Origin of the sequence: Mycobacterium sp. (assembly GCF_039583785.1) — a bacterium.
In the GTDB taxonomy this organism is placed as follows: Bacteria; Actinomycetota; Actinomycetes; order Mycobacteriales; family Mycobacteriaceae; genus Mycobacterium.
The window spans coordinates 1-13,116 of the sequence record NZ_JAVKSG010000081.1; the positions used below are offsets into that span (position 1 = coordinate 1).

At 65.2% G+C, this 13,116-nt stretch carries 10 protein-coding genes; 2 read left to right on the top strand and 8 right to left on the bottom strand.

The features are described from left to right. The 8 genes from ABDV69_RS18080 to ABDV69_RS18115 all read right to left on the bottom strand — a co-directional run. On the bottom strand, positions 1-193 hold a 193-nt coding region (locus ABDV69_RS18080; RefSeq protein ID WP_343576846.1), incomplete at its 3' end, for a hypothetical protein. A gap of 59 nt (positions 194-252) precedes the next feature. Then, positions 253-471 carry a glyceraldehyde 3-phosphate dehydrogenase NAD-binding domain-containing protein gene (locus ABDV69_RS18085; RefSeq protein WP_343576847.1) on the bottom strand — a complete coding sequence of 73 codons (219 nt, stop codon included), beginning with the start codon at positions 469-471 and terminating at the stop codon, positions 253-255. Positions 472-566: 95 nt separating this feature from the next. Beyond that, the gene (locus ABDV69_RS18090) at positions 567-1,364 is read right to left on the bottom strand and encodes an HPF/RaiA family ribosome-associated protein (RefSeq protein WP_343576849.1); all 798 of its coding nucleotides are present in this window, start codon (positions 1,362-1,364) and stop codon (positions 567-569) included. A gap of 68 nt (positions 1,365-1,432) precedes the next feature. Continuing rightward, entirely contained in the window at positions 1,433-4,195 is a 2,763-nt protein-coding gene (locus ABDV69_RS18095; protein WP_343576851.1) for a cation-transporting P-type ATPase, read from the bottom strand. 255 nt (positions 4,196-4,450) lie between these two features. Continuing rightward, entirely contained in the window at positions 4,451-5,629 is a 1,179-nt protein-coding gene (locus ABDV69_RS18100) for a Wadjet anti-phage system protein JetD domain-containing protein (protein ID WP_343576861.1), read from the bottom strand. Between the two features lie 32 nt (positions 5,630-5,661). Further along, positions 5,662-9,060, bottom strand: coding sequence for an SbcC/MukB-like Walker B domain-containing protein (locus ABDV69_RS18105; protein WP_343576864.1), 3,399 nt, complete (start codon positions 9,058-9,060; stop codon positions 5,662-5,664). Then, positions 9,053-9,640: a DUF4194 domain-containing protein gene (locus tag ABDV69_RS18110; RefSeq protein WP_343576854.1), complete on the bottom strand. Its 588-nt coding sequence runs from the start codon at positions 9,638-9,640 to the stop codon at positions 9,053-9,055. Before ABDV69_RS18110 ends, ABDV69_RS18105 begins: the two co-directional genes overlap by 8 nt. After that, positions 9,637-11,073, bottom strand: coding sequence for a DUF3375 domain-containing protein (locus tag ABDV69_RS18115; RefSeq protein ID WP_343576866.1), 1,437 nt, complete (start codon positions 11,071-11,073; stop codon positions 9,637-9,639). The genes ABDV69_RS18110 and ABDV69_RS18115 overlap by 4 nt, the downstream gene beginning before the upstream one ends. Before the next feature lie 207 nt (positions 11,074-11,280). Between ABDV69_RS18115 and ABDV69_RS18120 the strand changes: the two genes are divergently transcribed. Beyond that, on the top strand, positions 11,281-11,565 hold the full coding sequence (locus ABDV69_RS18120; RefSeq protein WP_343576857.1) for a hypothetical protein: 285 nt from the start codon (positions 11,281-11,283) through the stop codon (positions 11,563-11,565). Continuing rightward, positions 11,562-12,905 (top strand): hypothetical protein, encoded by a 1,344-nt coding sequence (locus ABDV69_RS18125; RefSeq protein ID WP_343576859.1) that lies wholly within the window; start codon positions 11,562-11,564, stop codon positions 12,903-12,905. The genes ABDV69_RS18120 and ABDV69_RS18125 overlap by 4 nt, the downstream gene beginning before the upstream one ends. Positions 12,906-13,116 lie beyond the last annotated feature (211 nt).

A 13,116-nucleotide genomic window follows, 5' to 3' on the forward strand; every position in this document is an offset into this window, starting at 1 on the left:
CGGTCGCGGCCCCGGTGATGCTGGCCGGCGACGGGATCCAAAAGCTCTCCGTGACGTCCCTACCGACTACCTGGATCGGCACATGATCCTGGTCGCGAAATCCGTCCTTGTTCGGCGTTACCGGAACCCGATCGCCGAAAAGCGCGGCAAAGTTCGGGGCGCTGCTGGATATTTGTGCATCAGTGGAAGTCATTGAGGCTGGCCGTAGTTCGCAACGCCAAGCGTTGCTACGGCTTAAACACGCCGGTGCACTCAAAGACCAGGTCGACGCCAAGCTCCCGGGGCATTTTCGTCGACACAGACCGCCCGCGGGTAGCGGCCGTAGACGCTGTCGTAGCGCAGCAGGTAAGCCAAGGTGTCGACAGAGACGACATCGTTGACCGCCGCGACCCGGATGTCGTCAAGCTCGGTCAGAACTTTCAGCGTGGCCCGGCCGATGCGGCCCAGACCATTGATCGCGACCACGGCCATAGCGCACTCCTTAAACCCGACCGACCTCTTTGATCCGACCACTTGGCGGCAGGAGAAAGCCCCTTGCAGAGCGTCGTTGGTCGTTGCTCACGGCGTCAGTCGGCGGGACAGATCAGCCCGTAGTGTCCGTCGTAGCGGTGATACAGCACACCGGCTCGGCCTTGATCCAAATCGACAGAGAACAGGAACGGCAGCCCAAGAAGAGAGAGTCGCTCCTTCGCGCACTCGAGCGTGAGTCGCGGTGCCGGCGCTGAACTGATGGTCAGGGGTAGCTCGTATGGCGCGAGTTCCTCGGGCACCGGTTTGACCTGGGCCAGCCGGTATCCGCCCGGTTCCGTGCGGTACAACACGCTGGGCTGTTTTGTACCTTTTTCGGTAAACAAGTGGAAGTCGTAGCCGAGCAACTCCATCTCCTGCGCCGCTTCGTCGACCGTGCGGCTGCCCAGCGTGAAAGACTTTCGTCGAATGATTTGACGTTGATCGGGTGGCCGAGGAAAGTAGCTCGGTCGATGCGTGGGCTCAAACTGGTGACGCCATTCATGCGCGATGGCTTGAGAAGTATTGCCTCGGTTGGCTTCCCGGCGTTCGACGACGTGTTCAAGCCGACGCCGCAGTCGCGCCTCGAGTCGGTCGACCGCTTCACGGGCAGTCTCGCCCTCGACTTGGGCGCGGACAAGCCGGCCGTTGACATCCAGGTTGGCTTGGGCGACCACGGGGCGGGCCACCGCCGGATCGGCATGCCTGCTCAACCTGACCCGGGCATGCAGCACGGGTTGGCGCGTGAGCCGACTGAGCCCACCGATCTTTTCCTGTACGTAGTCGTCGATACCGGGTAGCTGACCGTGCGTCGTCACGTCAACGTGAATAGCCGCCAAATCGGTTCTGTGTTGCATAGTCTCGTTGTTACGCGGCCACGAAGCGACGTCGTAGGGCCGATGGTCACCGGGAAAGCGGTCGACCGTCATTGCACGCGGACACCTCTATGCCAGCGGCGTAGTAGGTACCGGCGAAATTCATCAGCGCCCCACACGACGAATGGGAAGGGCAGCAATATCAGCAGATTCGAGAGCGGCGGCGGCTCAGTGCCCAGGAGTGATTGGCACAGCGGAACGTAGACGAACACAGCGGCCAGCGCGATCTCGGCGGCGATACCGGCGAGCAGATATCGGTTGCTGAAGACACCCACCGACCACAGCGACGCCCGCTGCGTGCGCACCGCGAACGCGGTGCCGATCTGGCCGGCGATCATACCGAGAAACGTCATAGTCGTCGCTTGGCGGTAGGCATCATATAGCGGCGTGCCCGCGTCGACTGATACCCCGAGCCGCCAGCCTGCTTTGAGCAGAATGTAGAAGTAGCCACCCAGCGACAACGCCGTGACGATCGCGCCTAGAAATAGCCACGCTCGCAATAACATTGGAAGCTGGATGACCCCTTCATCGCGGGGCCGCGGTGCGCGTTGCATGAGGCCCGGCTCCGCTGGGTCGCGACTGAGCGACAGCGCCGGAAAGGTTTCACTTCCGACGTCGAACGCTAGAAGCTGCAGAATCGTGAGGGGCAACGGTATAGCCCCACCACTGAGCGCGAAGAGCAAGAACGGAACGACTTCCGGGACGGCGTGCGCGAAGATGTAGACGATGAATTTACGAACATTGTCGTAGATGCGGCGGCCGGCCTCGATCGCCGTGACGATCGAGCCGAAGTCATCGTCGGTGAGCACCATCGTCGCCGCCTCCCGCGCGACGTCGGTGCCGGAGAGTCCCATCGCAACACCAATGTCGGCGCGGCGCAACGCCGGAGCGTCGTTGACGCCGTCACCGGTCATCGCAATTACATGGCCATCACGGCGCAGCGCCTCGGCGATATGCAGCTTGGCCTCCGGCGAAGCGCGAGCGAATATTATCTCCGGGTGGGTACGGATGAGTTCGGCAAGCTTGTTCTCAGCGAGTTGCTCGAAGTCCGCACCGGCAAAGACTTTCGGGTGCGGGCCGGTGATGCCGATGCGCTCCGCGGTGGCGGCGGCGGTCAGCGGGTGATCGCCGGTGATCACGATAATGCGGATGCCCGCGGTCTGGCATTTCGCGACGGCCCCCACAACGCCTGTTCTCGGCGGATCGAGCATGGCGACCAAGCCCACAAAGCACAAATCCTGCTCGGCGGTAGTCCGACGTTGCGGTGGCCGCGTTTTCGGCGGTAGCTGCCGCTGCGCGAACCCGAGCACGCGTAAACCTTGCGCGGCCAGGTCGTCAACCGCTTCTTCGACTCGGCGGCGTTCGAACGAATCGAGCGGTAGCGATTGACCATCGGCGTCGAGGATGTGACCGCACCGCGTCAGCAGCGCCTCCGGTGCGCCTTTGGTGTGCACGACGGACGACCCATCCTCAGACCGGTCGATGGTCGACATCAGCTTCAGCTCGGGGTCGAAATGAAACTGCCAGCGCCGGTTAGCTTCTCGTGTTTCCGGATCAGTCTCGGCCCCGAGAATCCGGGCGGCTGTCAGCACCGCGACTTCCGTCGGATCACCCACCGTGCCTGCGGGGTCGTCCAACCTGGCGTTGTTGCAACGGGCTGCGATACGGCCCAGCGCTCCAAGGGGGGCCGGTGATTGCGCCGGGTCCGGGTGGCTGTCGGGATGCTCGGGATCGAGGCCGATTTGGCCTGCCGTGGTCCACACGGCGACGGGCGTCATCCGGTTTTGGGTTAGCGTGCCGGTCTTGTCGGTGCAGATCACATCGGTGGAACCAAGAGTTTCGACCGCAGACAGTCGCTTGACGAGCGCGCCACGGCCCGCCAACTCCCGCACCGCGACCGCCAGCGCAAGGGTGATCACCGGGAGCAATCCCTCTGGCACCATGCCTGCCAGCAGCCCCGCCGCGAAGATCAACGAGTTGATCAGGGTCAGGTGCGCCACCAGGGTAGCGACCGGGATGAACGACAATCCCAGCATTATCGAAACGGCGGCGATCAGCCAAGCCGCCCGCCTGACCTGTCGCTCCAACGGGCTGGGGTCAGGTTTGACGCGTTCGGATAGCGCTGCGATCCGGCCGATTTCGGTACCCATACCGGTGGCGAACGCGAGTCCCCGGGCATGCCCACCGGTACAGCTGGTGCCGCTGAATACCAGATCATGCGCAGTCAGTAACGGCACGTTGACGTCAACCATCGCCGCCGAGCGCAGCGCAGGCACTGATTCGCCGGTCAGCGCCGACATGTCCACTTCGATGGCGCCGACCAGTAATCGGATGTCGGCGGCGACGCGGTCTCCCTCCTCGATGACCACGACGTCGCCGGGCACAATTTGCGAGGCGTCGATTTCGGTGACGATGCCGTCGCGCTCAACTTGCGCCTTCTGCGGCAAGTATTTGGCCAGCGCTTCCACCGCCCGCTCCGCCTGCAGTTCCTGTACGAAGGAAAACGCAGCGTTCAACATGATGATCAACACCACCGCCGTCGCCACTACGTGTGATCCGACAATCACCAGCAGCCCCGCCGCCAACCACAGCAGTAGCGCCAGCGGATGAGTTAACTGCCTTATCAATGCTTTCGGCCACTGCGGGCCGGTCCGGCGCCGCAACGCATTTGGCCCGTATTGCAGCAGGCGCCGTTCCGCCTCGCTCCCGGACAGGCCGTCCCGGTCGCTGCGCAAATCACGCAACAGGCGCTCGGCCGCCTCCTCAGGGTCGAGCTCAGGCGGCGAGACCCAATCGCCGTGTTGGCTTCGCACCTCGCCATCGTGGCAGCGGCCACGCTGATCTGATAGAAACCGACGGACGCAATGTCGAGTGACCTTTGGCCCTGCGCGAATGAACTTCCGAGCCGACGAAGAAATGTCCGTGTCGTTTACGAACTTTGAGCCGGACATGCTGATCGCGACTGTTGACAGCTTGCAGTCTCCAGGCTTAGGCCACCGTGTCACTAGGGAATCCGCAGCCAGCACCTCCCTGATAATCATCGGGCGCCTGCACATCCCCCCGTTGAATCAAATCCGACCCCGGTGGGCTGCGGTTAGCCGTTGCTCGACCCACTGCCAGTCGATTCGCTCCTGTTCCAGGCGCACCCGTTCATCCAGCCCGTCTGCGACCAGTTCCGAGTACAGGTCGTACTCGTCAGGCGTCAGTCGCGTCAGGACCGATTTCGCAGGGCGGTCTTCGGTCACCCAACGGTCGCGGTGCGCCAGCAGCGTGTCGCGGTCCATCAGCACCGAGCGCGCTCGCGGGAGCCGCGCCCGCAGGCGGTCCAGAATGGCGAAGCCGTGAGTGTCGATGTCGCCCCAGTAGAGCACGTCAGCCTCCGCCAGCCATTGCAGCCGAGCAATGCTGTCGACTTCGAAGCCCTTGCCCCAGAACACCATCCCACCGTCGGGGACATCGACGCTCAGATAGCTGATCTCGTTCTCGACAATTACCGCAACGCGCGGTTCGACAGTGAGGCGTGCCAACTCCTCGGAACGCACCGCCAGCTCAGTCAGCGTCGACCCCGGGAAACCCAATGCGGGCGAGGGTCGGAACCGCACCAATCCGGGCTTGCACCGCAGACCCAGATCGGCCAAGAACCCGGAGGCCGTCGCTGAAACACCAAGCATCGCGGCCAGGTCCGTCCGGCGCCGCTCGGCGAACTTGGTGTCGACGTCGGGCGCGCTGATCTCGCGAAGGTATCGCTGCGACTGACGGTGGCTGTCGAGCCAGGCATAGGCGGCAATCAGCTGCGGCATCTCGTCCCCCAGCTCGAGCGCGCGATGCGGGTGGCCGACAATCCAGTCGCGAACCCGCGGATGCTGGTCGGCCAAGGTCAGCAGATCGTCGAATCGGCGAACCATCGTGGTTACGCCCAACAATGTCCAGGCCTGCTCGATCGAGGACACCACCGCGCGGACAGGCAGCAGGTTGCGGCCGATCTGTCGGCCGCCGATCGACTGCCATTGCAGGACATATCGGGTGTCGTCGCGGCGGCCGGCGTCGAGGGCGGCCACCCACTGGCGCGCGGCGGCAACGTCGTCACCGACCTGCGACGGTTTCGGGCCGCGCAGCGGCACGTCGATCGGATCAAACGGATCACCGTCGGCGTGGGCGCGCAGCAGCGACCCGTCGTCCCACCGTCGTCTCACCTTCGCGGCAATGTCGTGCGGCGTAGTCCACGTGATGGCGCCACTCCTTCTCATCGCTTCGCTCTGCATCGTCGTCGGCGCGGCACTCACGCCCGCCGTCCGTCGCGCCGGGTCCGGTACTCCTCGATGGTCATCGTCTGCAGGCGAGAGAACGTTCCGCTCGGGTTGTCGACGAAGCCGATCGCCTGCACGTAGGGCTCGATGACGTGAACCTTCTGCAGGGGCGTGACGATGAGAAGTTGCAGCCCGAGCGTCGCGAAGAGGTCCAGCGCGTAGCGTGTCGAGACATCCGAGCCGCGCCCGAATGCCTCGTCGATGACCGCGAAACGGAAGTCTCGTGACTGCTGCGCGCCCCACTCCAGCCCGAACTGGTAGGCAAGGGAGGCCGCGAGGATCGTGTAGGCCAGCTTCTCCTTCTGACCGCCGGACTTGCCGTCGGAATCGCTGTAATGCTCCCATTCATCACCGGTCTCGGCATCGCGCTCGGACGCGGAGAAGACGAACCAGTTGCGTACATCGGTGACGCGCCGGGTCCACGTCTTGTCGGATTCGGCGTAGCCGTCGCGGCCCCGGAAGCGCTCGATGATCCGCTTGACGTCTCCGAAGCGTTGCTCGGAGTACTGGTCGCCGTCGAGCGCGAGGCTGTCGTTGGTCAGGTTGCGAAGGTCCGAACGGAACTGCGCGATGTCCTGGTTGGTGGTGGGCTCCTTCTCCAGTCGGATGTAGCGGCCCGGGTTGTAGGGCACCGCGCCGAGCGCCTCGTTGATGCGATCGACGCGCTCGTCGATGGCCGACGCCTGCCTGCCCAGCCAGTTGTTGAACCCCGCCAGCTCCTGGATGGCGTTCTTGTTGAGCTGCTCTTTGAACTCGGCCTCGAAACGCGGGAGGTCGTCAGTCGCGACGCGATCGCGGAAGGCCAGAAAGTCTTGGCGGGCATCGACATTGGCATCCATGTCCGCGCGAATCTCGGGCCAGCGGCGCAACACGTCGCTCATGTACTGGACCAGGTTCAGCGCGTAGCCGTTGAGTTGGCCGGTGAGACGCTCGATGCGCCGATGCAGATCCGCCGACAGCGCTACCTCCGCCTCCGCGCAGTCCGCCGCCCGCACCGGGCGGTTCTTTCGAAGGCGTTCGTCGAGGGCGGCATACGACGCGCGGGCGGCCGCCAGCTCGCGCTCTGGCCGCGCCGCGACAAACTCATCGTCGCGCTTCTTTCCTTGCTCCGCTTGCCTTTTCGCCACTGCCGTGGTCGCGAGCCTGCCGGTCAGCGTGTCGATCAACTCCCCCACGCCGTTGGCTTGCTCGTCGTTGTCGGCCAGCGCCCGCGCGATCTCCTCCAGTCGCGACGAACCGGACAGCAGCCGGACACGTTCGGCGTCGTGGTCGTGTGCGCGCGCCTGGGCCTCATCGACGTCGAGATCGTTCCAGGAGTGGTATTCCTCCAGACGGGCCAGGGCTTGCAGCTTTGCCTGCACCGCATCCCGCTGCGCATCGAGCCCCGCCAACTCGGTGGCAGCCGTCCCGAGCTGTTCCTCCAGCCCGGCGAGCTCGTCGCGAAGCGCGGCGATCTTTCGCTCGTTGGCCCAGCCGAGGACCCACCGGCGGGGGTCGTCGACGCGGTGCCGGTCATCCTTCTCGTGGCGCTCACCCGAGCGCACCTGACCCTCGCGGGTCACGGCGCGCCGCTGACCGCGAAACTCCTCCAGGCTCGGCGCGCATCGGTAGTCGGCCCGCTTCGCGAGCTCGTCGGTGAGGTACTGACCGAAAGGCCCGTTCTTGACCTCGACGCAGTCGGCGAGCCACAGCCCCTCGTGCCCCGGCGATTGGAGCGGAACCCGTTGCCTGGCAACCCTTTCGTAGACCAGCTTGGCCCCGATAGGCTTGCCGCCGCGCCCACCGAACGTGAGCCTCCGGCCGTTCACCCAGCCCGCGACGGCGTCGTAGTGCTGCTGTGGCACCAGCAGCGAGAGGGCGAAACCGCGCAGTACCCGCTCCGCAGCGCCCCGCCACTCGGCGCGCTCGTCGGTCACGTCGAGCAGCTCGCCGGCATACGGAAGGTCGTCCGGCGTCAGCCCGAGCGCCGCACACAGCTCCGCGCGCACCTCGACCTGCTCGACGGGCAGGTTGGAAGTGCGTTGCTCCAAGCTGCTGAGTTCCTCGGCGACGAGGCCGCATTGCCGTTGGAACTCCCGCTCCCGCCCGATCGCATCGACCGTGGCCGCGTCGAGCGCTCCCTTGTCCGCGCTCAGCCGCGACCGCTCGGCGGCGGCCAGAGCGGACAGGGCCGCGAAGTCCTCGCCGCCGGCAACCGGTTCCAGCCCGGCCTCGGCGACGGCGACGTCGAACCGGGCCCGGGCATGACGACGGCTCTGGGCCTGGGCGCGGGCCTGCTCGGTGAGTCGCTCCAACTCGCCGATGCGGTCCCCGCCGGCCTTGGCGCGCTCCTCGATAAGAGCGTCGTGTTCGTGTTGTAGCTTCTGCTCCTGGGCTTTGGCGGCGTCCTGCTCCGCCAACAGGCCCACACCCTCGGCCTCCAGCGCGGCGATCTCGTCGCCGAGCAGGTGAGAGCGACGCTCGGCGACGAACAGCCGGACGGCGGATCGCTCGTGATCCAACGACTCGCGCTCCGCGAGGGCGGCGTCGTACTTCGCCGCGGTCACCACGACCGGATCGAGCGCTTCCAGCTGCTCTCGGGCTCGCTTGACGGCGTCGTGCGCCTTGGTCAGGTCCTCGAAGTGGGCGATAATTTCAGAGACGCGCGCACTGGCGTCGCTTGGCTCGAGCATGTGGTCGCGCACGAAGTCGTTGAGGTTGCCGACCGACTTCATCGAAACGGTCTGGTGGAACAGCTCGAGCGCCTGCTCGGATCGGATTCCGAGCAAGCGGCGCAACGAGGTCGCGTACTTGGGGAATTCGTCGAAGATCTCCGCCCCGGTACCGCGCAGCCGCTTGCGAAGATCGCGTAGGTCCGTGCCGAAGTCGGCGAAATCCGTGGCGATCGAAAGGGATTTGGTCGCGGTGACGAAGAAGCGGTAGGGCTGCCCGGTGCTCTCGCGCTGCTGGAAGACCTGGGCCAGGGTGACCGTCTCGTCGTAGCCGTGGTTGGTGAACACCCCGAGGACCACGGAGTAGGTCCGCCTGTTCTCGCGCAGGCCCTTGGCACGTGACCGTCCGGTGGCCTCGTTTCGCTCGGACTTGTAGTGGCCTTCGACGTAGGACCGCAGGGTGCGTTCCTTGGCCTCGGCGCCCGCGGCCTTGTTGTAGGCGGCCTTGTGGGACGGCATCAGCAAGGTGGTGAGCGCGTCGACGATCGTCGACTTGCCCGAGCCGATATCCCCGGTGAGCAGCGCCGTCTCGGTGTCGGGAGTGAACCGCCAGACCTGGGAGTCGAACGTGCCCCAGTTCAATACTTCCGCGTACTCAAGCCGGTAGCCGGCCCGTCGGGTATCACCGAGTCCGACCATGGAGAACAGTCCATCACTCATCGCCGGCGGCCGTTCCGGCATATTCCCGCAGCTTCGTCGCGAAGTTCGACAAGGTCTGGGCGTCGACGTAGGCCTTGAGAATGCGCCGCACCTCCCAGTGGTCGCTTTGACCGCGTAACTGCCGCAGGAACCCGAGTTCGCGCGCCTTGTTGATCGTCATCTCGGCTTGGTCGACGACGCGCGCGTCGTTGGTGGACTCGGCCTGAAAAAGCCTCAGCATCTCGACGATCTGATCGGTGGACAGGACCAGCCGGCCGTCGCCGCCGGCCGTCTCAAACTCGACGAGCCGCTTACGCAGCAACACCAGCAGCAGGCTGACGTTATAGGTCAGTGCGCGCCGTCGCACCAGGCGCGGCAGCGCCTCCTGTGCATCCTGGCCGTCTTCCTCGGGCCGGGACCGAAGATAGGCGTAGCCCTCGGCGTCATCGACGACCACGTCGACGCCGATGGTGGCGAAATGGTCTCGGACACCGGCGCCGAGGCGTTCCAGCGTCAGCCAGGTGTCCTCGTCCGATTCGCGGTAGACGACACCCTGCATCAGTCGGATGATCGCGCTGGCGACTGCGTGTTCATTGCTCATCGCCGCCGCACCGTCACTTTCGGCAGTCTCGCTCGCTTGGTGATCTCCGGGTCGGCGGGGTCGCAGTACTCCAGCAAAGTCTCGTCCGTGTCGTCCATATCGACCGTCACATCGTCGTCATTGAGCGCGAGGTAGCCGACGATCTCCGCGGCACCCTGCTCGATCGGGTGCATCGCGATGACGTCGGACAACAAGGCCATGGAGCTCTCGGGCAGAACGCTTCGGACGATCTCGACCAGGCGCGCCTGATCGACGAAGGTCTGAGTGAACAGCAGCTCGGCGTCGACCTCCTCGGTGGCCGCCGCGATCTGGCTCTCAACCGCCACCGCCGCGGGTTCTTGGTAGAGCGGCCGCTCGAACGGCAGCGCGATCTCGATGCCCGGCTGATCGACGTCGAGCCCGAAGATCGGGGGATTGCCGCGGAGCTCAAGGGCGACGCCTTCCACCGAGCGAACCAGGTCGAGAACGCGCCGGTTCTCCAGCCAGACCTGGTCGTCGAGGAAGCGGCGCAGTTGTTCGGAAATCTGGCGGACCGTGCGCTGCGCCCGATCGGCGGCCTCGGACCAGTCGTGGTGGATGCCGCGAATGCGTTGGTCGGCTTCGATCGTGTCGAGCGCTGACACCTTGGCAAGCAACTCCGCGAGTTCGGTTTGACGCGATTCGGAGAGCAGGAAGTCGTAGAACGACTGGAAGCTGCGCCCCTGGTCCGAACCGGCGATCTCCGAGCGGCTACCGACCAGCTCGGCAAGTAGTTCGCCCTTGGAGCCATCCCATGCCGCAATCTTTTCTCGCGCGGCACGGTCAAGAAGCCGGAAGTTCTCTTCGACCTCGCGGAAGTCCGATAGCAGTTCCCGCGCGGTCGCGGAGAGCTGCTGGTAACGGTCGCGGACCCCGGTCGCGTCCAGCACGGTGACGACGCCGGCTTGCACGGCCGCGATCTCGGCGTCGAGTTCGTCGCGGCGGCGGCGCAGTTCGGCCAACCGGACCTCGGGCTCGACTTCGGTTCCGTGCACGATCTGTCGCAGTAGCTCGACCACGGTGTGCAGCCTGGACTCGGTCCCCACAAAAGACCTGCCCTGCAGGCTCATCACCCACGCGTAGGCCTTCTCGAACGCCGGGGTGGCCTCGTAGTGCACTTCGTCGTCGCCGGGCGGATAAAACCGTCGCAGATACTCGGTGGCCGCCCAGTCCTCCAAATAGGACCGCGCGTCCTTCGGGAACCGTGCGCAGCCGTCCTCGGTGGAGATTTCGGCGTTCAGCGCATGCAGGTGGTCGTCCAACTTCGCCGCGAACTCGCTTGCCGGGCAGGCGCCGCGATTGCCCTCGACGAAAAACTCCCCGAGGAAGCACAGGATCAGCACGGAGTTGCCGGCACGCAGCAGTCGCCAAGCGGGGTGCCGTTCCCGCAGCGCGTCGATCGCCGAATATTCCATCACCGAAAGCGTAGAGAATCCCACCGACAGATTCCGGGTGCGCTCGCCGGAAAAGACCACCTGTTCCAAATCTGCCGAAGCTGGCCGTTGTCACCGGCGTCAGGAGATCGCATAACTACGCAACGATCACCGCCAATAAACGCAAGGCCGCCCCCTGGATGAGAGGCTGAGTAGATGGGTGGGTCGAGTGATGCGACGCCAGATGCCTTGATCGCGCAAGCGACCGTCGACTGCTATAACGACAGCGAGTGCGTGACCGGCTTATACACCATGATCGAGGAGCATCTCACCGTGCCGTTTGAGACTGTGGTGCTGGGCGTGGACGTCACCATCGCGGGTATCGACCTGACCGACGACGAGCAGATCGTGGCCGTCTGCGCGCGCGGCCCATCGACACAGCGCATCCCAATCCTGGACCTTCCCTTGCCTACCCCGCACCCTGACGGCGCGGAATGGATTGAGGCCTACCGCCGCTGGATGGAAAGAGCGTGAACACCGTGGACCACCTGCACGATGCCGACGACGAGCACTGGGTGCGGCTGACGCAGGCCGAAGCCCTGACCAACCTGCGCACTGTGCTCGAACTGTGCGCGGCCGGCGAGGTGAAGTGCAGCGGCAAGACGGGTCGGCCCTCGGCGGCGACCATCCGTGCCGTCGGAACGCACCTTGCCAACGGCGACTTCTACACGGGCGAACCCATCGCCAGCTTCGCCTGGCCGCTGCTCATCCAGGCCGGCGGACTGGCCAAGCTCGAAGGAACCCGGCTGCAACCAACCACGAAAGGCCATGCAGCGCTGGGCAAACCACCAGCAGAAGTCATTCGCCACCTGTGGCAACGTTGGCTCACCCACGCGACGATCGACGAGTTCAGCCGGATCGAGAACATCAAAGGTCAGCGCTGCCGCAACGTGCTCACCGCGGCCAAGACCCGCCGTCAGCTGGTCGACGAGGCGCTGACCGGATGCCCGCCAGGCGAGTGGATCGACCTGGCCAGTCTGTTCAGCAAGATGCGCCGCGGCAACACGAGCCCCACCATCGCCCGCAACGAGATGGCGCTCTGGAAGCTCTACCTGGTCGATCCGCAGTACGGCAGCCTCGGCTACGCCGGATACCACAACTGGGAGATCTTGGAAGGCCGCTACATTATGGCCGTCCTGTTTGAGTACACCGGCACCCTGGGCCTGGTCGACCTCGACTACATCCAATCGGCCGGCGCCCGCGAGGACTTCCGGGACAACTGGGGCAGCGACGACTTGGATGCCCTCAGTCGTTATGACGGCCTGCGGTCAATCCGTCTCAATGAGCTCGGCGCTTACGCGCTCGGCCTGACCGACACTTACCAGCCGGAGCCGGTCGACTCCGACGCTACCGACGCTGCGCCGCTGAAGGTGCTGGCCAACCTCGACATTGTCGCCATCGGGGACCTCCCAGCCGCAGACCGGCTCTTGCTCACCGCTTACGCGAAACAAACCGCCGACCGCGTCTGGACGGTCTCGACCACCAGCCTGCTCTCGGCGATCGATTCCGGGCGCCGACTTTCCGATTTCACCACGTTCCTGACCGCTCACACCACGCGCGAAGTCAGTGCGCTGAACACCCTGATGGCGGACGTCCGCCGGCGAGCCGGGCAGCTCGCCGACCTCGGCCACTCCCGCTTGATCGAATGCGCCGACCCTGCCACCGCCGCGCTCATCGCCGGCGACCGTAGGCTGCGCCCGTTGTGCCGCCCGATCGGCGACACACACCTCGCCGTCCCGCTCGATCGCGAGCTGAAATTCCGCAACGCGCTGCTCAAACTCGGCTACGTGGTGCCGGGACAAGCGATGACCTAGTACCCGCGGCCCCGCCTGGCAGTCAACAAGCATGTGTAGCAAAGGCGATATCTTGTCATTTGCGCTACAGTTGCTACATGACCGCCGGGTACGACATCGCCGAGGTCGGCGACAAGCTCGAAGTTCGGGGAGTGAGCCGGTCAGAACTCACCGAAGCACTGGACCTGATCCGCGAGCTGCAGGTCGAAGGGGTGCTAGAGGTCGCCACGAG